Annotated in this window: 19 protein-coding genes and 1 pseudogene; 5 read left to right on the top strand and 15 right to left on the bottom strand. The window is 72.7% G+C overall.

Going from position 1 to position 22,945, the window contains the following annotated elements:
* Positions 1-172: 172 nt before the first annotated feature.
* The 3 genes and pseudogenes from ACE1OC_RS19090 to ACE1OC_RS19080 all read right to left on the bottom strand — a co-directional run bounded on the left by ACE1OC_RS19090 (position 173) and on the right by ACE1OC_RS19080 (position 5,039).
* Positions 173-742 (bottom strand): GNAT family N-acetyltransferase, encoded by a 570-nt coding sequence (locus ACE1OC_RS19090; protein WP_407838010.1) that lies wholly within the window; start codon positions 740-742, stop codon positions 173-175.
* Positions 743-842: 100 nt separating this feature from the next.
* Positions 843-968 (bottom strand): annotated as a pseudogene (locus ACE1OC_RS19085) (DNA alkylation repair protein); the annotation flags it as partial.
* 87 nt (positions 969-1,055) lie between these two features.
* On the bottom strand, positions 1,056-5,039 hold the full coding sequence (locus ACE1OC_RS19080) for a hypothetical protein (RefSeq protein WP_407838009.1): 3,984 nt from the start codon (positions 5,037-5,039) through the stop codon (positions 1,056-1,058).
* 189 nt (positions 5,040-5,228) lie between these two features.
* Between ACE1OC_RS19080 and ACE1OC_RS19075 the strand changes: the two genes are divergently transcribed.
* Complete coding sequence (locus ACE1OC_RS19075) at positions 5,229-6,938, top strand: hypothetical protein (RefSeq protein WP_407838008.1); 1,710 nt, start codon at positions 5,229-5,231, stop codon at positions 6,936-6,938.
* Between the two features lie 76 nt (positions 6,939-7,014).
* Here ACE1OC_RS19075 and ACE1OC_RS19070 read toward each other — a convergent pair whose 3' ends face one another.
* Positions 7,015-8,298 carry an adenylosuccinate synthase gene (locus ACE1OC_RS19070; RefSeq protein WP_327254123.1) on the bottom strand — a complete coding sequence of 428 codons (1,284 nt, stop codon included), beginning with the start codon at positions 8,296-8,298 and terminating at the stop codon, positions 7,015-7,017.
* 184 nt (positions 8,299-8,482) lie between these two features.
* Here ACE1OC_RS19070 and ACE1OC_RS19065 point away from each other — a divergent pair, with 184 nt between their 5' ends.
* Both ACE1OC_RS19065 and ACE1OC_RS19060 read left to right on the top strand, forming a co-directional pair.
* Positions 8,483-9,505, top strand: a complete 1,023-nt coding sequence (locus ACE1OC_RS19065; RefSeq protein ID WP_407841610.1) for a diacylglycerol kinase — start codon at positions 8,483-8,485, stop codon at positions 9,503-9,505.
* 129 nt (positions 9,506-9,634) lie between these two features.
* The gene (locus tag ACE1OC_RS19060; RefSeq protein ID WP_407838007.1) at positions 9,635-10,285 is read left to right on the top strand and encodes a hypothetical protein; all 651 of its coding nucleotides are present in this window, start codon (positions 9,635-9,637) and stop codon (positions 10,283-10,285) included.
* Here the strand turns inward: ACE1OC_RS19060 and ACE1OC_RS19055 are convergent.
* From ACE1OC_RS19055 to ACE1OC_RS19045, 3 genes are all read right to left on the bottom strand, one after another.
* Positions 10,260-10,508: a hypothetical protein gene (locus ACE1OC_RS19055; protein ID WP_407838006.1), complete on the bottom strand. Its 249-nt coding sequence runs from the start codon at positions 10,506-10,508 to the stop codon at positions 10,260-10,262. The genes ACE1OC_RS19060 and ACE1OC_RS19055 overlap by 26 nt on opposite strands.
* Positions 10,499-10,624, bottom strand: a complete 126-nt coding sequence (locus tag ACE1OC_RS19050) for an alpha/beta hydrolase (protein ID WP_407838005.1) — start codon at positions 10,622-10,624, stop codon at positions 10,499-10,501. The genes ACE1OC_RS19055 and ACE1OC_RS19050 overlap by 10 nt, the downstream gene beginning before the upstream one ends.
* An 88-nt stretch (positions 10,625-10,712) precedes the next feature.
* A complete protein-coding gene (locus ACE1OC_RS19045; RefSeq protein WP_407841609.1) occupies positions 10,713-11,219 on the bottom strand; it encodes a GbsR/MarR family transcriptional regulator in 507 nt (168 codons plus the stop codon).
* Between the two features lie 98 nt (positions 11,220-11,317).
* On the opposite strand from ACE1OC_RS19045, the gene ACE1OC_RS19040 reads away from it, so the two are divergent.
* Both ACE1OC_RS19040 and ACE1OC_RS19035 read left to right on the top strand, forming a co-directional pair.
* Complete coding sequence (locus ACE1OC_RS19040) at positions 11,318-12,250, top strand: ATP-binding cassette domain-containing protein (RefSeq protein ID WP_407838004.1); 933 nt, start codon at positions 11,318-11,320, stop codon at positions 12,248-12,250.
* On the top strand, positions 12,247-13,845 hold the full coding sequence (locus ACE1OC_RS19035) for an ABC transporter permease (protein ID WP_407838003.1): 1,599 nt from the start codon (positions 12,247-12,249) through the stop codon (positions 13,843-13,845). Before ACE1OC_RS19040 ends, ACE1OC_RS19035 begins: the two co-directional genes overlap by 4 nt.
* A 70-nt stretch (positions 13,846-13,915) precedes the next feature.
* On the opposite strand, the gene ACE1OC_RS19030 is transcribed toward ACE1OC_RS19035, so the two are convergent.
* The 8 genes from ACE1OC_RS19030 to ACE1OC_RS18995 form a co-directional block, all read right to left on the bottom strand.
* Positions 13,916-14,575, bottom strand: a complete 660-nt coding sequence (locus ACE1OC_RS19030; RefSeq protein WP_407838002.1) for a response regulator — start codon at positions 14,573-14,575, stop codon at positions 13,916-13,918.
* Positions 14,572-15,897: a sensor histidine kinase gene (locus ACE1OC_RS19025; protein ID WP_407838001.1), complete on the bottom strand. Its 1,326-nt coding sequence runs from the start codon at positions 15,895-15,897 to the stop codon at positions 14,572-14,574. Before ACE1OC_RS19025 ends, ACE1OC_RS19030 begins: the two co-directional genes overlap by 4 nt.
* Before the next feature lie 89 nt (positions 15,898-15,986).
* On the bottom strand, positions 15,987-16,661 hold the full coding sequence (locus tag ACE1OC_RS19020; RefSeq protein WP_407838000.1) for a response regulator: 675 nt from the start codon (positions 16,659-16,661) through the stop codon (positions 15,987-15,989).
* Positions 16,658-18,079, bottom strand: a complete 1,422-nt coding sequence (locus ACE1OC_RS19015; protein ID WP_407837999.1) for a sensor histidine kinase — start codon at positions 18,077-18,079, stop codon at positions 16,658-16,660. The genes ACE1OC_RS19020 and ACE1OC_RS19015 overlap by 4 nt, the downstream gene beginning before the upstream one ends.
* Positions 18,072-19,379, bottom strand: a complete 1,308-nt coding sequence (locus tag ACE1OC_RS19010; protein WP_407837998.1) for an acyltransferase family protein — start codon at positions 19,377-19,379, stop codon at positions 18,072-18,074. Before ACE1OC_RS19010 ends, ACE1OC_RS19015 begins: the two co-directional genes overlap by 8 nt.
* Positions 19,366-20,400: an alpha/beta hydrolase gene (locus ACE1OC_RS19005; RefSeq protein ID WP_407837997.1), complete on the bottom strand. Its 1,035-nt coding sequence runs from the start codon at positions 20,398-20,400 to the stop codon at positions 19,366-19,368. Before ACE1OC_RS19005 ends, ACE1OC_RS19010 begins: the two co-directional genes overlap by 14 nt.
* A gap of 192 nt (positions 20,401-20,592) precedes the next feature.
* Positions 20,593-21,006: a nuclear transport factor 2 family protein gene (locus tag ACE1OC_RS19000; RefSeq protein WP_407837996.1), complete on the bottom strand. Its 414-nt coding sequence runs from the start codon at positions 21,004-21,006 to the stop codon at positions 20,593-20,595.
* A gap of 70 nt (positions 21,007-21,076) precedes the next feature.
* The gene (locus tag ACE1OC_RS18995; RefSeq protein ID WP_407837995.1) at positions 21,077-22,840 is read right to left on the bottom strand and encodes a serine/threonine-protein kinase; all 1,764 of its coding nucleotides are present in this window, start codon (positions 22,838-22,840) and stop codon (positions 21,077-21,079) included.
* Positions 22,841-22,945 lie beyond the last annotated feature (105 nt).

Raw genomic sequence — 22,945 nt, 5'->3', positions numbered from 1 at the left:
GGCGGGGCCGGTGTCGGCGTCTCACAGCACTGACGGATGCGGGGGTGTGGTTGTGACGGGTTCGGGGACTTTCTTTCGGCCTTTGGCTCCGGGGGGTTCCGGGATCCCCCCGGGGAACGGTCGGGGGGCGGACACCAACCACCGTCCGTGGCCCGTCTGCAAGGCCGGACGATCAGCTCCCGGATCCTGAGGGGGGCTGGGGCTGGGGCTGGGGCGGGTTGGCCGGGAGTTCGAAGACGAGCTCGATTCCGTCGGTCTCGTTTCCCCGCTCGGCGACGCGGGTGAAGCCGAAGCCCGCGATGGTGGCGAGGGAAGCGGTGTTGTCGGACCGGATCGTGGCACGGACGGTTCTGACGTCGGGTTCTTCGGCGGCCCTGGCCAGGAGTGCGGTCAGCATGGCGCGGGCGTAGCCCTGGCGGCGGTAGGCGGACACGACGCTGTAGCCGACCTCGACCACGCCGTCCTCGCTCGGCGGGCCGTGGAACCCGGCGTCGCCGATGACCACCCCGTCCGGCTCCGACACCGCGGCCCGGGTGGTCCAGGGGGCGGCGGAGGGGTCCTTGGCGAGCTGGTCGGCACGGTAGCCGAAGATCCAGCGGGCACGGTCGGATACGAAGTATTCGTCGAGGGCCACCCCGGCCTCGGCGCTGCCACCTGCGAGGTCACCGTCGGCAAGCGCCCGCAGGGCCTTCGCGTTGAGCTTGACGAAGCGGACGCGCTTGGGGAGAAGTTCAGTACTCATCGCGGAGATGCTCACCCAGCGGGCGGGGGCTGTCCACCGCTTTATCGCCCGCCCGTCAGGCCACCGTCTCGTCGTTCTTCCGGCGCACCATTTCGGTGATCCAGGCGAGACGCAGCTCTTCCGCGTGCGGGCTCTTCTTCACCACGTAGTTCACGAGCCAGTCGTGCACCTTGGGCCTGCGCGCGTCGCGCAGCATGGCGTCCAGCTCGTCCCGCCCGAAGGCCTTCGCGCCGCGCCCGGTCTCCTCCGAAGCAGAAGGTCCCGCCCGGTCGTGAGACCGGACGGGACCTTCTGCGTTGCGGCACGCTCAGCCTTACGAGGTGAAGTAGCCGTTCAAGTCGGCGATCACGTCCACCGAGCCGGAGTTGTTGAAGAACGTCACCCGGCCGTCCACCACCGGGACCACCACCAGGTTGGAGACGGTCTTCCCGGACGTGAAGTTGAGGTTCGACACGTTGGGGCGGGCCGCCCCGTGCGGGTGGACGATGAGGTGGCTGTCGGACGTGGGGTTGGTGACCGTGACGTTCAGGACGACCGCGGTCACCCCCTGCGCCGGTATGCCTTCCACCCCGGCCACCTGCAGGCTGACCAGCCCGCCGGAGCCGACGGGGCCGGGGCGGGCGCCGGTGCCGTCGCGGGTGTCCAGGAGGCGGACCGGGGTACCCGAGGAGAACGTCGAACCGGTCGCCGAGTAGTACCCGGTGACGTCGGCGATCAGGTCGACCGAGCCGGAGTTGTTGCGCAGGTCCACTTTTCCGTTGACCACCGGGACGACCACGAGGTTGGGCACGATCTGCCCGGGCGTGAAGTTGAGGTTCGAGACCCCGGGCACGGGCTGACCGTTCGGGTAGACCGTGACGTGGCCCGCCTCGGTGGGCTGGACGGCGGTGACGTTCATGACGACGGCGGTGACTCCGGTGGCCGGGACGCCCTTGACGCCCGCGACCTGGAGGGTGACCACGCCGCCCGTTCCGACGCGCTGCTTCTTCGCGCCGGTGCCGTCACGGGTGTCCAGGAACCGGGACGGGGTGATCGGGGCGAACGAGGAGCCCGTCCCGGCCTTGTCGGTGTAGTAGCCGGTGACGTCGGCGATCAGGTCGACGGTGCCGGCGCTGTTGCGCAGGTCCACCTTCCCGTTGACCACCGGCACCGTCACGAGGTTGGGCACGATCTGCCCGGCCGCGTAGTTGATGTTCGATACCCCGGGCAGCGGGCGGCTGTTGGGGTAGACGGTGACGTGGCCCGGCTGGGTCGGCTGGACGGCGGTGACGTTCATGACGACGGCGGTGACTCCGGTGGCCGGGACGCCCTTGACGCCCGCGACCTGGAGGGTGACCACGCCGCCCGCGCCGACGCGCTGCTTCTTCGCGCCGGTGCCGTCACGGGTGTCCAGGAACCGGGACGGGGTCAGCGGCACGTAGCGGGACTTGCCCGGGGTCGAGGCGGTCGTGACCGTGTACGCCTTCGGGAGGTAGCCCGGGGAGGGCACGCCACTGGTGTAGGCGGCGCCCTCGCGGAGCAGGTCGTAGACGGCCGACGGCAGATCGGCGGTGTCCACCTGGACGCTCAGGGCGGTGCCCTCGGCGTTGACGGAGACCGGGATCAGCGGCCGCTCGTGGCCGCCGCCCATCAGCTTGAGCTTCGTGCCCAGGGTGAGGCCCGTACCGCTGACGACGGCCTGGGACCGCGTGCCGGTGGGGCTGGCGGCGGGGCTGATGCCGGTCGGGAGCTGGGCCGAGGCGGGAGTGCAGCCGCTGTCGCAGACGCCCGCCATCGTGAACTCGACGGGGGTGGACGCCTTGCGGGGGCTCACCAGCAGGACGGCCGGGCTGGCCGGGGTGCCGTAACCGGCCGAGCAACGCACGTTGAACTGGCCCACGGAGCCCATGCAGTCGAACTTGTGGATCTCGTTGTTCCACTCGGAGGCGGCGAGCACGTCCGTCCAGGGGTGCTCACCGTTGGTGGCACTGCTGGTCCCGACGACGTTGAAGGCCTGGCCGCCCTTCATGTCGAGCACGGCGCAGTAGGCCGTGGAGGATTCCGTGAGCACCCCGCTGCGGGCGGGGAAGCCCTCGGGGGAGACCCGGTTCGCCGTGCACTCCGGAGCCCATCCGGCCGCCGTGCCCACCTTCCAGGTGTCCACGTTGGTGTGGATCGGCTTGTCCGCGTAGCCGGTGGCGGTCATGACCACGAGGTACGAGGTCGAGCCGGTCACCTGGCAGGACACCCCGTGCTGCCAGCAGACGATCTTGCCGGTGGGGTCGAGGACGATCGCCGTGGTGGTGGGGTCGTACCGGCCCCCGAGCGTCCGCGCGCTGAGCCACATCTTGTCCGTGGCGGCAGCGGGAACGCGCAGGCAGCGGGCGTCCAGGGCCGAGGTCAGGTCGAAGGGGGTGGAGGGACCGCCCACCTTCGTCGAGCCGGGCGCGGCGCAGTTCGCCGTCGGCGAGACGTCACGGCGCACCAGCGTGTACGTGTCCGCTCCGCCCCAGCCGACCAGCAGGGCCGTGTAGGCGGTGCCGGGGGTGAGGAGGCAGCTGGTGGTGGTGCTGGCGTAGGTCGTCTCGCACGCCACGTTGCCCTGGGGATCGACGATCCGGACCGTGGCGTTCAGCTTGTTCTGGTTGTTGGTGTAGTCGAGCAGCTCGGCGGCCGCGTGCTTGTCGGCGGGCAGGCTCAGGCAGGCCTGGCGGACCTCGGCGGGCAGGTCGACCCGCGCGCCGGTGGAGGCGCCGAAGACGGTCTGCGGCCACAGGGCGCAGCCGGTGGCGTCACCGGTGCGGTGGACCACCAGGCCGTACGCCTTGGCGGCCTCGCCGCTCAGCACCACGCGGAACGGGGCGGTACCGGTCAGCTTGCAGACGACCTCCGCGCTACCTTCGCACTGCTGGGCGCCGGAGGCGTCGTAGACGGCCGTGCGGGCGTGATCGCCGTCGGCCGGGGGTCGGCCGAGCAGGTAGACGCCCTTGCCGCCGGCGGTCGGCAGGGTCAGGCAGCGCTGCTCCCCGGGACCGCCGAAGGTGCCGGTCGCCGGGCCGGACACCAGGCCGTCGTCCCGGGTCGCGGTGCAGCCCCGGGTCTCCTTCGCGGAGTGGAAGGCCATCCCGAAGGCGCCGGTGTCGGCGGTGCGGGGGTCGACCGCCCAGGTGTAGTCGCCGGCGGCCAGGGTGCAGCCCGTGGCGCAGCCGCTGACCTGGGTGCCCGCGGCCGTGTAGAGCAGGCCGTAGGGCGCGGAGCCGGTGGAGACCGGGGCGTAGGTGTACGGGCCCGCCGACGGCACGCGCAGCACGCGGCAGCGCACGGCGGAGGCCAGGTCCGGGGAGACTCCGTAGGCCTGGGGCTCGACGACCGGGCAGCCCTCGGGCTTCGAGAACCGGGCGGCGGTGAAGGCGTAGGGCTCGGCCGCGCCGTAGGACTGCAGGACCGAAACCCGGTACGGGGTGGGGCCGGTGAGCGTGCAGTCGAGCGCGTCGCCCTCGCGGTTGAGGGAGGTGCAGATCTCCTTGCCGGAGGCGTCGAAGACGCTCTCCAGCACCCGGTAGGAGGTGGCGTGGCTGCGCACCACGTCGTTCGCGGCGAGGCCCAGCGTGTAGCAGTCACCGGCGGAGCCGGCGGGCAGGGAGCGCTGGAACACGGTCGGGGCGCCGAGCTTGGAGTCGGCGGCGCCGATCGGAATGCAGGCGGTGCTGGAGAGCAGCGGGGTGTACGCGACGGAGACGCCGGTCTCGTTGCCGCTGTTGTTCATCACCGTCAGCGTGTACGTGCCCGCGGTGGTGGTGGGGCAGCGCAGGGCGCCTTCGGTGGACGGGCGGACCAACTCGCAGGTGACGGGCGAGCCGTCGGGTGCGAGGAGGCGCGGATAGAGCGATCCCTGGGCGGCGACGGCCTGGATGAGGACCAGGTCCTTCTGCTGCGGCAGGGTCAGCGCGATCCGGGCCGTCGTGCCCGACGGGACGGTGCAGTCGACGATCTCGTGCGGTTTCAGCGTCGTCGGGCAAGGGCCGGACGGGTCCGCCTCTTCGAGCGACCGTACGGCGGCCTCGCGGTCCGCCTTCGGGTCCGGCTTCGGCGCGGCCTGCGGGCCGGAAGCCCGCGGGCTCGCGGCGGCCGGACCGGCGGCCGTGGCCGGATCGGACGCGGTGGTGCCGGGTGACGGGGCCGCGAGGGCGGACCCGCTCTGGCCGGTGAACGCCGTCAGCACGGCGAGCAGAAGGGCGCCGGAGGCGAGGGCCGTACGGCCCCTCCCCCTGGTCGCGGGCAGCGCGGACGTACCTCTGCCCCGTGGCAGCAAGCTCATGAACCCCCCAGTTCAAGCAGGCCCGCTTCCGTGATCAGCACGGGGTTCGCGGGCAGGCGGAGCATATCCCCTTGCCGGACCCGGCTGGAAAGCGGTTATGTACGCTGCTCGCGTGATCAGATCTGATCACGTTCAAACAGAAGTGGGGGGCCGGTGCGTAATCGCCGACTCGTAATTTCCGCTGCCCTCGTGGCGGCTGCCGTGGGGCTCGTACCGGGGACCGCCTCGGCGGTGTCCGTGTCCGGAGCCATCACGTCCGGAGCCACCACGTCCGGTGCGAAGGCGTCCGGGGCCGACCGGGACGCGGTGCGGAAGGCCAAGGGGAGGACCTTCAGCAGCCCGGCCGAACGCACGGTCACGACGGTGCCTTCGGGCCCTGCCGCCAAGGGGAGCGCCCGGGCGCAGCAGGCGCCGGACGCGGCCACCGCGGCCGACCAGCGGCTCGGGGTCGCTCTGAACGCGTACGCCGAGGGCGTGGACACGTTCACCCTGGAGACCATCGTCTCCAGCCAGGAGTACGCCCTTGTCGACGTCGTCATCGCCTGGGGCGACGGCACGACGGATACGTACGACGCCAGTGTCATGCCGCGCGACTTCGATCTGCACCGCACCACGCACCAGTACGCCGCGATCGGCTCGTACGAGATCAAGGTCACGGTGAAGGACTCCGCGACGGGCGGGGTGGCGGAGAACAGCCTGACCGTCGCCACCGAGGGCACCGAGTTCACCGCACACGAGCCGAAGCGGCTGCTGGACACCCGTGAGGGCATCGGCGCCGCGCGGGCCAAGGTCGGCGCGCGCAGTTCGGTCGCGCTGAAGGTGGCGGGCGCGGGGAAGGTGCCCGCCGGGGTCCGCTCGGTGGTTCTCAACCTCACCGTCACCAACACCACGGCGCCGGGCCACGTCTCGGCGGCCCAGGAGAAGGGGCTGGCGGAGAACGCCCAGACCTCGGTCCTGAACTACGTCGCGGGCCAGTCCGTGCCGAACCTGGTGATCGTGCCGGTCGGCGAGGACGGGTACGTGCACCTGTTCAACGCGGGCTGGGCGCCGGTCGATCTGCTGGCCGACGTCACCGGCTACTTCACCGCGTCGAAGGCTGCCGGCTACGGCGCGCTGGCCCCGACCCGGATCGTGGACACCCGGGAGGGCCAGGGCACGGCGAAGGGCCAGGTGCCCGGGTACGGGTCCTTCGACATCGGGATCGCCGGGCGCGCGGGCGTGCCGGCCGGCGCCACCGCGGTTGCGCTGAACCTGACCGTCACCAACCCGCGGTCGGCCGGACACCTGACGGCCTACCCCGCGGGGAAGGCGGTGCCGACCACGTCGAACGTGAACTTCGCGGCGGGCCAGACCGTCGCCAACGCGGTGATCGTGCCGGTCGGCGCCGACGGGAAGATCACCGTCCGCAACGGCGGCTGGAACCCGGCCGACGTGGTCGTGGACGTCGTCGGCTACTACTCCCCGCAGAGCCGGTCCGCCCTCGTGGTTCCCCCGGTGCCCTTCCGGATCCTGGACACGCGCGAGAACGGCAGCTGGAACGACCGCCCGGCGTTCCCGCTGGCCCCCCGCAGCTACGAGTGGCTGGGCCTCGAAGGCGACACGTCGGCCGCCGAGGTCGACGCGTGGGCCCTGAACACCACGGTCACCAACACCCGCGGTGACGGCTTCCTGTCGGTGGCCCCGGACCCGAACTTCTGGTCCGACTACGTGCGCGGCAAGAACGTGAAGCCGCAGCGGCCGGTGTCCTCGGCCCTGAACTGGACGGCGGGCGCGACCGTGCCGAATCTGGTGCAGACGCCCGGCGGCAAGGGCGGCATCGTGGACTTCTGGAACCAGGGCTGGTCGTCCGTCGACCTGGTCGTCGACCTGACCGGCTTCTACGAAACTCCCGGAGCCTGAGCACAGCGCGAGGGGCGGGGCGCCATACCGGCACCCCGCCCCTCCGTGCGTTCCTGCGTGCGTTCCTGCGTGCGTCCTAGAGGAACGAGTTGATCTCGATCGTCTCGGTGCGGCCGGGGCCGACGCCGATCGCGGAGATCGGGGCGCCCGACATCTCCTCGAGGGCCTTGACGTACGCCTGGGCGTTCTTCGGGAGGTCCGCGAAGGTCTTGGCCTTGGTGATGTCCTCGGACCAGCCGGGGAGGTTTTCGTAGATCGGCTTCGCGTGGTGGAAGTCCGACTGCGAGTACGGGAGCTCCTCGACGCGCTTGCCGTCGATCTCGTACGCGACGCAGACCGGGATCTCTTCCCAGCCGGTCAGCACGTCCAGCTTGGTGAGGAAGAAGTCCGTCAGGCCGTTGACGCGGGTCGCGTAGCGGGCGATCGGGGCGTCGAACCAGCCGCAGCGACGGTCACGGCCGGTGGTCACGCCGCGCTCGCCGCCGATGCGGCGCAGGGCCTCGCCGTCCGCGTCGAACAGCTCGGTCGGGAACGGGCCGGAGCCGACACGGGTCGTGTAGGCCTTCAGGATGCCGATGACGCGGCTGATCTTCGTCGGGCCGACGCCCGCACCGGTGCAGGCGCCACCGGCGGTCGGGTTCGAGGAGGTGACGAAGGGGTACGTGCCGTGGTCGACGTCGAGCAGCGTGCCCTGGCCGCCCTCGAAGAGCACGACCTTGTCCTCGTCGAGCGCGTTGTTGATGATCAGGGTGGTGTCGGCGACGTACGGCTTGATCTGCTCCGCGTACTGGAGCATCTCTTCGACGATCTGGGCCGGGTCGATCGCGCGGCGGTTGTACAGCTTCGCGAGGAGCTGGTTCTTGCCCTCCAGCGCCGCTTCGACCTTCTGGGTGAGGATCGACTCGTCGTAGAGGTCCTGGACGCGGATGCCGATGCGGTTGATCTTGTCCGCGTAGGTCGGTCCGATGCCGCGGCCGGTCGTACCGATCTTGCGCTTGCCGAGGAAGCGCTCGCCGACCTTGTCGAGGGTGACGTTGTACGGCGTGATCAGGTGCGCGTTGCCGCTGAGCAGCAGCTTTGAGGTGTCGATGCCGCGCTCGTTCAGGCCGCGCAGCTCGGAGAGCAGGACGGCCGGGTCGACGACGACACCGTTGCCGATGACCGGGGTGCATCCGGGGGAGAGGATGCCGGAAGGGAGAAGGTGCAGCGCGTACTTCTGGTCGCCTACGACGACCGTGTGGCCGGCGTTGTTGCCACCCTGGTAGCGCACTACATAGTCAACGGATCCACCGAGCAGGTCGGTGGCCTTTCCCTTGCCCTCGTCACCCCACTGAGCTCCGAGCAGCACAAGAGCGGGCACAGGCGTACACCTCTTCCGGATGGGGCATGTCCAAGGTCAGGGGGCGTACGACGATGTACACCGCAGGCTGAGCCGTCGGACCGGTACCCCGGAATAGACGAAGGCCCTGGCGCAATAGCGCAAGGGCCTCTTGCACAAAGATGCTACCCGAGGAAGGACCGAGGTGTCGGCTCCAGAGCCCACCATGAGCCATGCGGGCGCGCCGGTAGGCGGCCTGCTCGTGCTCGTCGACCCGGTCGCCCGCCGTCTTGACGGCGAGTCCGTGCGAATCGCGAAAGATGTGTTGTCAGCGGGAGCGGCGGCGAAAATTTGCCTCCCGGACTCACAGGAGGAGTTTGCGCGGGCCCTTGCCCGCCGGGGTCATCGGCAGCCGGTGATCGTGGGCGACGATCGCGCACTCGTACGGGCCGTCGGGCTGCTGCACCGTGAGCGGGCGCTGTCCGCGGGGGCCGTTTCGCTGATTCCGGTGGGGCCGGCGGGGTCGCTCGTCCTGGCGCTGCAGCTCGGCGTGCCGCTGTCGGCCGTGTCGGCCGCGCGGGCGGTCCTGGACGGGGCCGTCGGCATGCGGGACCTGCTGGTCGACGACAGCGACGGGGTGGTGCTGGGCGGGATCGGCATCCCGCCGCCGCCCGTGGGGGCCGGATCCGGGCCCCGGTCGGGGTCCCGGGCCGGGTCCGGGGGCGTGCCGCGGCCGGCCGGGCCGTCGGTGTGGAACGCGTACCGCTCCCTGGTCCGTACGTTCGGCCGCCCGCCGGCCGGGGCGTCCGCCGCCACCGGATCCGGTGGCGGCCACCGGCTGCGGGTGGAGGCCGACGGGGTGGTGCTGGCGGACGTGGACGGATTGGTCGAGGACGTCGCCGTGTCGGCCCGGGAGGGCGACGGGCTGGCGGACGTGCTGGTCCGGATGGCGGGGGCGGTCGCGGCATCGGGCTCGGGGTCGGCTTCCGGGGCGGGCTCCGGCTCGGGCTCCGGCTCCGGATCGGGAGCGGCTTCCGGGGCGCGCCCGGGCTCCGGCTCCGGCTCGGGTTCCGGCTCGGGTTCCGGCTCCGGCTCTGGCCGGGTGGTGCGGGTGCGGGCCTCGGCCGTGACCGTGTCCGGGGAGGATTTCCGCTACCGGTCGGACGTCGGCATCACCGGCCCGGTCCGGCGCCGCACGTGGACCTTGCACCCGGGCGCCTGGGGGCTGACACTGCCGCTGCAACGCTGACGAGGGGGCGGGGGCGGGGTGGATGGCCGGGATCGTGGGCGTTCCCTGGTGGATGGGTGTTCCGGCCGAGGAAGCGAAAGCGGTGACGTACCGGCCCTGGCGGGGCCGCCTCTTCCGGAACGTCCTGCGGTGACCGGGGATCCGGGGCCGGAGGCGCACCGGGCGCCGGGACCGCCCGATGAAGCGGCCGTCCGCGACGCGCTGAGCGACTGGCGGCAGGACGCGCTGCTGATCCTGCTGCTGCCGCTGCTGTGCTGGCCCGCGCTGATCGGGGCGCTGGTCACCCGCCCGGCGCCCTTGCAAGCGGTCCTGCTGGGGCTGCTGTGCGTGCCCGTGTTCGTCGCCGTCCGGGAGCTCTGCGTCGCCCGGCGCGTGCGCCTTGCCCTGCGGGACCCTGAGCTGCGCTGGACCCCGTACGACGTCCGGGTGCTGCCGGGGCGCGGGCTGCCACCGCTGCTGGTGCTGAGCGGTGGCTCCGGAGGCCGAGGCCGCCGCGGGCCGTGGGTGCTGACCCTGGGGCCGCTGGGGCGGCGGGTGCTGCCGCCGCGCGCGTGGCCGCGTACCGATCCGGCCCTGCCGCCGTCGGCCCTCACGCAGTCGGCCCTGCCGCCGTCACCGTCGGAGTCCGAGGCCCCGGATCCGCCGCCGGAACCGTTCGTGTGGCTGGCCGGGGACCCGGGGCCCGGGGCGGTGGTGTGGGCCCCGCGCGCCCGGGAGCTGGGCCGGGCCCGCGGGCTGTGGCGGCGGGGCGCGATCAGGCGGACGCGGCCGCCTCGATGAGGTCGCAGACCGGGCCGGGGAGGGAGGCGAGGGAGGCGTGGCTCGCGTCGAGCTCGACGGTCTTGCGGGGGTTCATGCGGGCGGCCGTGCGCCGCTCGTTGTCGGGGTGGATCATGCGGTCGGCGGTGGAGACCTGGTACCAGGACGGCTTCGCGCGCCAGACGGGCGCGGTGACGGCGTCGCCGAAGGCGGAGGCGAGGGGAGCCTTCTGGGTCACGGCCATGACCAGGGCTTCCTCGGGGGTCCGGTGACGTTGGGCAGGTCGCCCGCCTCGGTGATGACGGCTCCGCCGTACGAGTGACCGACGAGCAGCACCGGCCCGTCGATCTGCCGGACCATCTTGCGGGTCCGCTCCGCGTCGTCTAGGCGGACGCTCCGCCGGCCGCCATGGAGCCACGGCCGGTGGCGCTGTCGGTGCCGGACGGGGCTACGGCAGGTTCAGGGTGGCGCGGTGGGTGCGCCAGCGGTCCATCAGGCCCAGGAGTTCCGCCTGCATGAACTCGAAGAACGCCGCCGTCTCGGCGATCCGGGTGCCCGCGGGGGAGTCGGGGCCGAGACTGGCCGCGCCGTCGCGCAGGGTCTTCTCCCAGTGGGTCAGGATCTGGTCCCGGCGGGTGAAGGTCTCGTACCAGAGCTCGTTGTGCAGCACGTAGCGATCGCGCCGCGAACCCGGCTCGCGCTCCCGGCTGACCATGTTGACCTGGGACAGGTAGGAGACGGCTCCCGATACCGCCGCGGGGCTGATCCGAAGGGCCTCGCCCAGTTCCGCCGAGGTCATCGCGCCGCCGTCGCTCGCGAGCAGCTGGGCGAAGACGCGCGCCGCCATCCGCTGCATCCCCGCCTCGGTCAGCTGCGCGGCGAACCGCTCGACGAAGCGTGAGACCGCTTCGGCGTCCCGGGGGTCCCGCCGGTCCCGGGAGTCCGCATCGTCCATCACGTCGTCGTTCACGTCGTTCACGTCGTTCGCCACCCTCCGACTTTACGTGATTCCCTACCTCCACAAAATTGTGAAAGAAGCGTACGTTCGGAAGCATGACGAAGGCAATCAACGCCGCCGGACTCCACAAGGCGTTCGGTCGTACCCGCGCACTGGACGGCCTCGACCTCGCGGTCGCCACCGGCGAGGTGCACGGATTCCTCGGCCCCAACGGCGCCGGAAAGTCCACCACGATCCGGGTCCTGCTCGGCCTGCTGCGCGCCGACTCCGGCGGCGTCGAACTGCTCGGCGGCGATCCGTGGGCCGATGCCGTCGAGCTGCACCGCCGCATCGCCTATGTGCCCGGCGACGTCACCCTCTGGCGCAACCTCTCGGGCGGCGAGGTCATCGACCTCTACGGGCGCCTGCGCGGCGGCCGTGGCGGCCGCGCAGGCGGAGGCGGCCTCGACCGGGCGCGCCGCGCCGAGCTGATCGAGCGGTTCGAACTCGACCCGACCAAGAAGGGCCGTACGTACTCCAAGGGCAACCGGCAGAAGGTCGCCCTCGTCGCCGCCTTCGCCGCCGACGTGGAGCTGCTCATCCTCGACGAGCCCACCTCCGGCCTCGACCCGCTGATGGAGGAGGTCTTCCGCAGCTGCGTCTGCGAGGCCCGGGCCGCCGGCCGCACCATCCTGCTCAGCTCGCACGTCCTCAGCGAGGTCGAGGCCCTCTGCGACCGGGTCAGCATCATCCGCAAGGGCCGTACGGTCGAGACCGGCAGCCTCGCCGAACTGCGCCACCTGACCCGTACGTCGATCAGCGCCGAGCTCGCCGCCCCGCCCAACGGGCTCGCGCACCTGCCGGGCGTCCACGACGTACAGGTGCAGGGGCAGAAGATCCGGCTCCAGGCCGACACGGACAAGCTGGACGCCGTACTGCGGTCGCTGGCCGCCTCGGGCGTGCGGTCCCTGACGGCGACCCCGCCGACCCTCGAAGAGCTCTTCCTGCGGCACTACGCCCGGGCCGAGGAGACGGAGGCGCTGCGATGAAGCACCGTCAACTGGCCGGGACCGGCGTGCTGCTGCGCCTCGCCCTGCGCCGCGACCGCGTCATGATGCCGGTCTGGATCCTGGCCGTGGCCGGCCTGGTGCTCAGCCTGCCCGCCTCCCTCGCATCGGTGTACGAAACGCCGGCCGAACGGGCCCGCCTGCTCTCCACCATGAGCGCGAACGGCTCGCTCCGCGCCCTCTACGGCCCCGCGTTCGGCGACTCGATCGGCGCACTGACCGCCTGGCGGGGCGGGGTCTTCGCCGGGCTGCTCGCCGGGTTCATGAGTCTGATCATCGTGATCCGGCACACCCGCGAGGAAGAGGAGGCGGGCCGTCAGGAGCTGTTGTCGGCGGCGATGGTGGGGCGCCGGGCCCCGCTGACGGCGGCCCTGCTGGCGGCCCTCGCCGCCAACGCTCTGGTCGCCCTCCTGGTCACGATCGGCCTTGCCGGGCGGGGCGCGGGCGGAGCGTTCGCCCTCGGGCTCGGGATCGGCGCCACCGGCATGCTGTTCGCTGCGGCGGCCGCCGTCACGGCGCAGCTCACCGAGAGCGCGCGGCTCGCCAAGGGGCTCGCCGGGTCCTTGCTCGGCGCGGCCTTCGTCCTGCGCGCCGCGGGCGACGCGGGCTCCGCGGACGGTTCGTCGGCGCTGACCTGGATCTCACCCCTGGGCTGGCTGGAGCACGTACGGGCCTTCGCGGCCGAACGCTGGTGGGTGCTCGCCCTGTTCGCGGCGGCCTTCGCCGTCCAGACGGCCGCGGCCTACCTGCTCGCCGGTCGCCGCGACCTCGGCATGAGCTTCCTGGCGGTCCGCCCGGGCCCGGCCGAGGGGCGGCTCGGCAGTGCCGGGGCGCTGGCATGGCGGCTGCAGCGGGGCGGGCTGCTCGGCTGGAGCCTCGGATTCCTGGTGGCCGGTGTGGTGTTCGGGGGCATGGCGGACGGGGCCACGGAGCTGGTCGGCGACAACGCCAAGACCCGGGAGATCATCGAGCGGATGGGCGGTGCGGGCGGAGGCGCGGGCGGTGCGGCGGGCCTCACCGACGCCTTCCTGGCGACGATGGCCGGGATGCTGGGGCTGGTGGCCGCCCTCTTCATCGTGTCGGCGGTACTGCGCCTGGGCGCCGAGGAGTCGGGGCAGCGCGCGGAGCCCGTACTCGCGCACGCCGTCGGCCGCCTGCGCTGGGCCGCCGGTCATCTGGCCGTCGCCTTCGGCGGCTCGGCGCTGATCCTGCTGCTGGGTGGGCTCGGCCTGGGCCTCGGCCATGGCGCGGATCTCGCGCAGACCGTCGGGGGCGCTCTCGCGCAGCTCCCCGCAGTGTGGGTGATCGGGGCCGTCGCGGCCCTCCTGTACGGCGCGGTCCCCGGCTTCGCGTCGGCCGGCTGGGCGGTGGCCGGGGCTGCGCTCGCCCTCGGCTGGATCGGCCCCGCGCTGAATCTCCCCGGGGCGGTCCTCGACCTGTCCCCCTTCGCCCACCTGCCCCGGATCCCCGGCTCCGAGGCCCTGACCTGGGCACCTCTCCTGACGCTGACCGCGCTGGCGGCGGCTCTCCTGACCGCCGCCCTGACCGCCCTGCGCCGCCGGGACCTGGTGGCCTGAGCCCCGGCACTCCTTGATCCACGCCCGTCCGAAAAGTTGTCCACAGCTGTGGACAACTTTTCGGAGCGGCCTAAGCGGGGGTCACCAGCCGGGTCTCGTACGCGAACACCGCCGCCTGCGTGCGGTCCCGCAATCCCAGCTTGACCAGGATCCGGCTCACATGCGTCTTGATGGTGGACTCGGCGATGATCAGCCGGTCCGCTATCTCCGCGTTGGACAACCCCTGGGCGATCAGCACCAGCACCTCGGTCTCCCGCTCCGTCAGCTCCGTCACCGCCGCCGAGCCCACCTGCGACCGGGTCTCCGACAACTTCGAGAACTCCGTGATCAGCCGCTTGGTCACGGAAGGCGCCAGCAGCGCCTCCCCGGCGGCCACCACCCGAACCCCGTCGGCCAGTTGGCGGGCGGAGGCGTCCTTGAGGAGGAACCCGGACGCACCGGCCCGCAGCGCCTGGTACACGTACTCGTCGAGGTCGAAGGTCGTCAGGACCAGCACCTTCGCGTCCGTGTCGGCGGCCACGATCTCCCGCGTCGCCTCCAGGCCGTTCATCTCCGGCATCCGGATGTCCATCAGCACCACATCCGGCTTCAGCGCCGCCACCTGGGCGATGGCCTCCCGCCCGTTCACCGCCTCCCCGACGACTTCGATGCCGTCCATCGCGTTCAGCAGGACGGAGAATCCCTCACGAACCATCATCTGGTCGTCGACGATGAGCACTCTGATCGTCACACCGGATCCTTCGCCAGATCCGGACGGCTGCCGGCCACGGGTATGAACACCGCCACCTCGAACCCGCCGGAGGCCAGCTCCCCGGCGGTCATCTCGCCTTCCAGCATGGCCACCCGCTCGCGCATCCCGGTCACCCCCTGCCCCGCCCCCGGAGAGGGCCGCACGTCCCCGGTGCCCGCCTCGTTGACGATGCGCAGGCCCAGCCCGCCCAGCACGTACGAGACCTCGACCGCTGCGCCGGCGCCCGGCGCGTGCCGCAGGGTGTTGCTCAGGGCCTCCTGGATGATCCGGTAGGCCGACAGCTCCACGCCCGGAGGCAGTTCGCGCACCGCGCCCGTCACGGTCTTTTCCACGCTCAGCCCGGCCTCCCGCACATTGGCCAACAGCCCGTCCAGCGAGGCCAGCGTCGGCTGCGGGGCGTCCGGAGCCTCGTAGTCCGCGGAGCGGACGACGCCCAGCACCCGGCGCAGCTCGGTCAGGGCCGCCACCGCGTTCTCCCGGATGGTGACGAACGCGGCCTCCAGCTCCGGCGGCGGATTCTTCACCCGGTAGGGCGCGGCCTCCGCCTGGATGGCCACCACCGACATGTGGTGGGCGACCACGTCGTGGAGTTCCCGCGCGATCGTGGTCCGCTCCTCCAGGAGGGTGCGCCGGTCCCGCTCGACGGCGGTGACCTCCTGTTGCGCGGTGACCTCCTGCTCCGCCTGCTTGCGGATGTTGCGGATGCTCACCGCCAGCAGGGCGAGCGCCGAGGCAAAGGCCATCGGGCCGACGTTGATGGTCTGACCGTGACCGAGCACGACGGACGTCCCGATGCCGATCGCCAGGGTGATCACCCACATCCAGCCGGCCGTCCGGGGAGTGGTCCGCATCCCCACCAGGGTCACCGTCGCGAGGTACGAAAAGAAGGTGGCGGGGATCCAGGGCCAGTTGGGATCGGAGCCGCTGACGACCGAGAAGACAAGAGTGACCGCCACCGCGGCCCAGAACGCCCCCAGCGGACGCACCAGCGTCATCACGATCGGAGTGGCGGCCAGCAGCCCCATCACCAGGGAAGCGGCCTGGGGCAGGCCGGTGGTGATCGAGGTGAAGACCACCACGAGGAACGCCACCACGCAGACGGCCGCGTGCGGCAGGTGCGCGGCCTCGGTCCGTATCCGCTTCGGGAGCCGCCGGGTCAGCGGCCCGTCCGTGCGCATCGGGAGCAGGGGACGGTAGGCGAAGGCGTCGGTGATCAGAGCCTCGCGCAGGCTCTGGATGAAGCCCGAAGCCAGCCGGATCTCTGGGGTCCGGGGGGTAGCCCCGGGGGTCGTCTCGGTCATGTTCCCCACGGTAGGCGGGCCCCGGCCTGGTCCGCGTCGCCGCTGAAGGGGATTTCCCGGGGTCCCCCTCAAGTACTACCGGGGCTGCTTCAGTAGCCCGCCGGACGGATCAGGCCCGTTTCGTAGGCGAACACCGCGGCCTGGGTCCGGTCCCGCAGACCCAGCTTCACCAGGATCCGGCCCACGTGCGTTTTGACCGTCTGCTCGGCGAGGATCAGGTGCTCTGCGATCTCCGCGTTCGACATGCCCTGGGCGACCAGCGACAGGACCTCCGTCTCCCGCTCCGTCAGCTCGTCGATCCGCGCCTTCGACGGCGCCCGAGGAGCCCCCAGCCGGGAGAACTCGGTGATCAGCCGCTTCGTGATGTTCGGAGCGAGGAGCGCTTCCCCGGCCGCGATCACGCGGACCGCCTCCGCCAGCTGATCGGCGGAGGCGTCCTTGAGGAGGAAGCCCGAGGCGCCGGCGCGCAGCGCCTCGTACACGTACTCGTCGAGGTCGAAGGTGGTCAGCACCAGCACCTTCACCGCGGAGCCCGGGACGCCGGTGATGAGGGAGGTGGCCTCGATGCCGCCCATCCCGGGCATCCGGATGTCCATCAGCACCACGTCCGGCGCCAGTTCCGCGACCTTGGCCACGGCCTCGGCGCCGTCGACGGCCTGACCGACGACCTCGATGTCGGGCTGGGCGTCGAGGAGCACGGTGAAGCCCTGGCGGACCATCATCTGGTCGTCGGCGATCATCACCTTGATCGGGGCAGCAGTCATGAGTCCTTCTCGTTCCTCTCGGGTCCGGCGGAGGTCACGCCGCCCGGGGGCGCGGGATCCATCGGGAGCACGGCGCTCACCTCGTACCCCCCGTCGGGGCGGTGGCCGGCGGCCAGCTCGCCCCCCAGCATGCCCGCTCGCTCCCGCATCCCCAGCAGCCCGTGCCCCGCTCCCATGGTCGGCGGGGCCGGCCGGGTGGGCGCCGTGTTGGCGACGCACAGGTGCACATCGCGGGGCCCGTAGGCGATTCCGACCTCCACGCGGGAGCCGGGCGCGTGCCGCAGGCAGTTGCTCAGCGCTTCCTGCACGATCCGGTACGCGGTGAGCTCCACCCCCGGGGACAGCGGCCGGCGGATGCCCGCGATCTCGGTGGTGACCTCCAGCCCGGCGGCCCGCACGTTGTCCACGAGGCCGCCCAACTCGGCCAGCGTGGGCTGCGGATGGTGCAGTTCCGCCTCCTCGTCCGGGTGCTCGGAACGCAGCACCCCCAGGACGCGGCGCAGCTCCGTCAGGGCCTCCACGGCATTCGCACGGATCCCGGCCAGGTTCTCCTTGAGCTCCTCCGACGGGTTCTCCACGAGGTATGGGGCAACCTGCGCCTGGATGGAGATCACCGACATGTGGTGCGCGACGACGTCGTGCAGTTCGCGGGCGATCCGGCTGCGTTCCTCCAGCAGGGTGCGACGGGCGCGCTCCTCCTCGGTGAGGGTCTCCTGCTCGACGAGCTGGGTCCGGGTCAGCCGGGTCGTGCGCAGGGCGTGGCCGAGGAGACCGGTGAAGGCGAACAGGAGGATGGCCCCGGGGGTGCCGGTACCGCTGTTCTCGGGCCTGAACAGCGCCTCCGCCAGCCCGGTGCACGCGACGGCGACGGTGACCGCCCCGACGGTCACACGGGGCGGCACCCGCAGGGCCACCAGCAGCAGCACCGGGGCGAAGGCGAATATCCCGGCGGGCAGCCACGGCCAGCTCTGGCCTTGGCCGACGTGGCCGTGGATCTCTCCGGCGATCAGGCCGGCCCCGATCAGGCCGAGCCAATACCCGGCCATGGGCCACCGCATCGCGATCACGATGGACCCGCCGACCAGGGTCGCCAGCAACGGCCGGATGGAACCGTGGACCTGGTAGTGGTTGCTGAGCTGCTCCGTGGTGACGGCGAAGAAGGCCACCGCCAGATACAGCAGCACCACGTGCGGGAGCCAGGCCAGCCAGCGCGGCCTCGACATCCTCGGGAGGGGATCGGCCTTCAGGTCCAGGAGCCCCAGGGTCACGCTCCGCAGCACGGCCGAAGCCCTGCCGGGAGAGCCTTCCGGCTGCCCGCCGACCGCAGTCGCAGCCACGGTTGCGTGCTGTGCCGGGGCGGGGACCGTGGCCGGACTCGGGGGCTCGCTCTGCTCGTTCACGTCGTCCAGCCTAGGCACGGAGGGTCTCCTTGGAGCGGGCCGCCGGGCCGGTGACTGCGCTTTCGCCGACCGGAGTTGGGGCAGTGCGGGCAGCGAGGGAGGGGTTTCCCCCGGTCGGGGCGGAGGAGGCGACGATCCGGGAGGGGGTGACCGGCATCGCGGAGGATCCGCGCCGGGCCCGGCCCCGGGGGCGGCCGCCGGCCTGCTCGTAGGTGTGGAAGGCGGCCCAGCAGACCGCCAGCGCGGCCGCGAACACGGGCAGCCAGAGCAGCCGGACGACTATCCACTCCGCGGAGGCGGGCACGGTGTGCAGGCCGGGCAGATCGGTGGAGAACAGCAGTCCCACAGCGGTGACGGCCATCATCGCGGTCTGGTGCCACAGGAAGATCGTCATGGCGGACAGATTGACCAGCGCCACCTTCGCCCAGGCCCGCGGCCGGCTCATCGCCCGGGCCAGCGGCTCCCGCAGCAGCAGCGCCAGCCCGCACTGGGCCAGGCCGAACGCGACGGCCGCCAGCGTCGGCGGGTTCAGATTCGAGACCGCGGCTCCGGGAACGCCGACCATGGAAGCGGGGTACCCGCCCCAGAGGATCAGTGCGGCCGTGGCGGCGATCCCGCCGCCCAGCAACAGGGCGGCCGGGGTGCGCCGGGCGAAGGCGCCCCGGGACCAGGCGGCGCCCAGGGTGTAGGGCACCAGCCAGCCGGCGGCCACATTGACCCAGCCGATCCATGCGGGCCCGCCGAACCCGAAGCGCCAGACATCGACCGAGGCCACCACGGCCAGTGGCCACAGCGGACTCAGCCGGGCGACGAGCGGGGTCGCGGCGGTGAGCGCGGCGAAGACGAGGAGGAACCACAAGGGGGAGAGGACGAGCTTGAGCAGGGTCCGGACCGTGTCCGTCCCGGCGCCGCCGAGCAGCATGGCGACGGACGCCACGCTCCAGAGGGCCAGGACCGCGGCGACCGGCCGGAACAGCCTGCCGAGCCGCTGCCCGACCCACTGCCCGTACGGAACTCCGCGGCCGCGCGCCGACTCGTACCCCTGGGCCGCGACGTGGCCGCCGACCAGGAAGAAGACCGCCAGGGTCTGGAACACCCAGGAGACCGGGGCCAGTCCGCTCATGTGGGCCAGCGGGCTGGTGGTGCTGAGGCCGCCGTCGGTACTGGTGAGCGCGGTGACCAGCCAGTGGCCCAGCACCACGCCGAGGATGGCGAAGGCGCGGAGCGCGTCCACGGCCCGGTCGCGGTGGGCGGGGGTTCCGGCGTCGATGCGGTCCGCGAGAACGGACCAGCGGGCAAGCGGTTCACGCACGCGCATGGGAGACCTCCGGGACGGCGAGGGCGGACGGGGCGGGGAGTGCGGTGGGAGACGAGCCGGTCCGCGCCGTCGGGGAGGCGCCGAGCACGATCCCGGCCAGGCTGTTCAGGGACTCGGTGCCCGGCTTGAGGTAGTCGCTGTGGCCGCCGGAGCCGGCCGCGAAGGGCAGGGCTCCGAAGGCGGGGTCCACGGGATCGGTGCCGAACCCGATCCCGCCGACGCTGACGTGCGGGACGCCGGAGATCCAGTCGGCGCCGCCCCGGCCGGCCCAGACCCGGGCCCGGGTCGGCAGGTGCGCGACGGAACCGGCCCCCGTGCCCGGGCTGCCGAACAGCGCCATGTCGGTGACCTCGGGGCCGGTCCCGGTGCGGGCGCAGGCGACGGACCCGTAGGAGTGGCAGAGCAGCGAGAGGCGGGCCTGCGGGGCGGCCATCCGGGCCAACCGGGGCAAGAAGGAGCCCAGTTCGGCGGCGGCCTCGTCGGCGCGGCCCGTGGTCAGGACGGCCGGGCTGACCGTGCCGGGGGTGTCGTACCCGAGCCAGGCGACCACGGCGGAGCGGGGATGCTCGGCCCGGAGCCGCTGCTCGAGGGCGACGGCTCCGGCGCGGAACCGCTGGTAGGTGTCCAGCGTCGTGTCCGACCCGGGGACCAGGACCGCGACCCGGTCGGCGCTCTCCAGATCGCCGAACACCTCTATCGCCCGGCCCTTGCCGCGCCCGTCGAAGACGAGGAACCGCGCACCGCCGCCCGCCTCCATCGCCCGGAGCTTCGCCGCACGGCCCGTGCGGCCGGCGTTCTCGGCCACACGGGCCGCCTCGGAGAGGTTGGCGAGGTTGGCGGCGAACCGGTCGGGGAGGGCGGCGCCCTCGGGGAGGACGGCCGGAGCCGGCGCCGGGACGTTCGGCGAGGCGGCGGCGGAAACGGGCAGGACCACGGCCGCGGCCACGAGCCCGGCCAGCAGCGTGCGGCGCAGACGGCCGCTGCGGCGGCCGTCGGGACGTGCGGTGGGTCGGCGGCTCATGGGTCCGTTCCTTCGTTCGTGCCAGAGGGGCGGTGCTGCGTTGTTCTCTGGTCACGAAGTTAGGAATCGGGAGCCCTCGTCGGCGTCCCACTGGAGAGCCCACTTCCCAGGTAGCTCTCAGGTATGACAGGGGCTACTCAGGGGTCAGGCCGGGCGAGTTGACCCCCACGGGGCCCGCGCGGCCGGCCCCGCTCAGTCGGCCGTCATCGATTCGGGGAACGTCTCCGCGAGCGGTTCGACGAACCCGGCGCGCCAGCGCGGGGCCGGGTCCTGGCCCGGGCTGGTCCAGTACTCCCGCGCCCCGGCGATCTGCCCGTCCCGTACGGTCCACAGGGAGACGGCACGGTAGACGACGTGGTCCTGGGGTATCTCCACCTCGGTCACGACGAGATCGCCGTCCGCGAGGATCCGGAGCACCTCGACGGATCTCTCGTCCGCGTAGTCGTCATCGCTGATGACGGCGATGAAGTTGTCGCGACCGACGATGCGTTCGCTGCTCACGGGCCACTCGATCACCGCGTCCTCGGCGATCAGCAGGGCCACTCCGTCCCAGTCGCGTGCCTCGATCCGCTCCCACAGTCGTGCCACTACCTTCAACGGCTCCATGTGCCGCAGTGTGCGGGGGCGCCCGTGATGGCAACAAGCTTTGCTTGCAGGCTTATTGACTTCGAAATAATCAGCGGCGTCGGTACGTGAGCGGAGCTGCGGTGCTGCCGTCGAGCTCCCGCACCAGGGACCCGTTGGAGAGCAGCCGCAGCGTGCTCCGGCCGCCGGGCGAACACGAGGGCGGCGTACCGGAGATCACCGTGGAGGGGTCGAGCCCGACGCTGTCGGCGGTGGCGGAGCGCAGCGGCGCGGTCCAGGCGCAGCTGAGTCCGGGGGCCTGGAGGGTCAGGGACATGACGTTGGCACCGGTCGTGCCGGGGGTGAGGGTGAGCTGCCAGCTCTGCCCGCCGTAGACGGTGCGCCAGGTGCCGGCGTAGGCCTCGGGGAGCGTGGCGGGAGGGGCGGAAGGGGAGGGAGTGGCGACAGTGCCGGATGCCGTCGCGTCCCCGGTGGTCTGCGCGCCGGACGAGGTGCCGGAGGAGGCGGCGGACGGGGAGGCGCCGGAACCGGCGCGGGGCGCACCGTCGCCGGCCCCGCTCATGACGGTGTACACGCTGCCGCCCGCCGCCACGGCGACGACCACGGCGATGGCGACGAGCAGGGCCGTGGAGACGGACCGGGAGCGGGAGCCGCGCCGGGAGTCGGACCAGGGGCCGGCGGCGGGGCCGTGGCCCGACCCGGGCCCGGAGAGGGAGCCGGAGCCGTCGTCCGCCCCGGGCACGGCGGTGAGCGTGGGCGCAGGGGCAGGGGCAGGGGCAGGGGCAGGGGCAGGGGCGGGCGGGTTCGCGTCCGGCTGTGCCGATGTGCGCTGGGCGGGCACGGTCACCGGTTCGGGCCGGTCCGGGCCCGCGTCCACGCGGTCCAGCAGGGCTATGGCGTGCTGCCCGAGCCGCGCGACGAGGGGCGCGGGCAGCCAGGGCTCCGGGGCGGCGTCCTCCCGGTTCGCGGCGAGCCGTTCGAGGAGCTCGGCGGGGGTGGGCCGGGCGGCCGGGTCCTTGCGCAGGCAGTCGCGTACGACGTCACGCAGTTCGGCCGGTACGCCGGCCAGGTCGGGTTCCGCTTCCGTGACGCGCATCAGGAGTGCGGCGATGCCTCCGGGCTGGTCCGGGTCCCCGAAGGGCAGCCGGCCGGTGGCGGCGTAGGCGAGTACCGCGCCGAGGCCGAACACGTCGCAGGCCGGGGTCACGGGAGTGCCGTTGATCTGCTCGGGGGCGAGGAAGCCGGGGGAACCGAGGAGTTCGCCGGTCTGCGTGAGGGCGGGGTCGGCGGTGGCGCCCAGGGCCCGGGCGATGCCGAAGTCGATGACGCGGGGGCCGTCGGCGGTGAGCAGGATGTTGCCGGGCTTCAGGTCCCGGTGGACGAGGCCGGCACGGTGGATGTCCTGGAGGGCGTACGAGAGCCCTTCGCCCAGGATCCGTACGGAGGCGGCCGGCAGCGGGCCGAAGTCGCGGCCGACGGCTTGGCGCAGGCTCGGCCCGGCGATGTAGGCGGTGGCCAGCCAGGGCATCTCCGCGTCGGGGTCGGCGTCGAGGACGGCGACGGTCCAGTCCCCGCCGACGAGGCGGGCGGCGTCGGCCTCGCGGCGGAAGCGGGTGCGGAAGTCGGGGTGGGCGGCGAGGTGGGGGTGGATCAGCTTCACGGCGGCGGTGCGGGTGCCCGTACGGATCCGGGTGCCGGTGGGGGCGCCGGTTCCCGTTCCGCTTCCGGTGCCCGTGGCGGGGTCGGGGTGCTCGGCGCGGCCGAGATAGACCTGGCCCATGCCGCCGGTTCCGAGGCGGGCGAGCAGGCGGTACGGGCCGATGTGCTCTGCGTCGCGCGGGTGCAGTTGTTCCATGACAGGTGGTCCTCCCCCTGGGACTCGCCGGAGCCCGACAATAGTGCGGCCGGGCGCGCTGCGGGTTGCGGGGGTGGGGTTGCCGCAGGTGGGCCGCCTGGGCGG

The organism is Streptomyces stoeckheimensis (assembly GCF_045822005.1).
GTDB lineage: Bacteria > Actinomycetota > Actinomycetes > Streptomycetales > Streptomycetaceae > Streptomyces > Streptomyces stoeckheimensis.
This window is presented reverse-complemented; position numbering and strand designations above follow the sequence as displayed.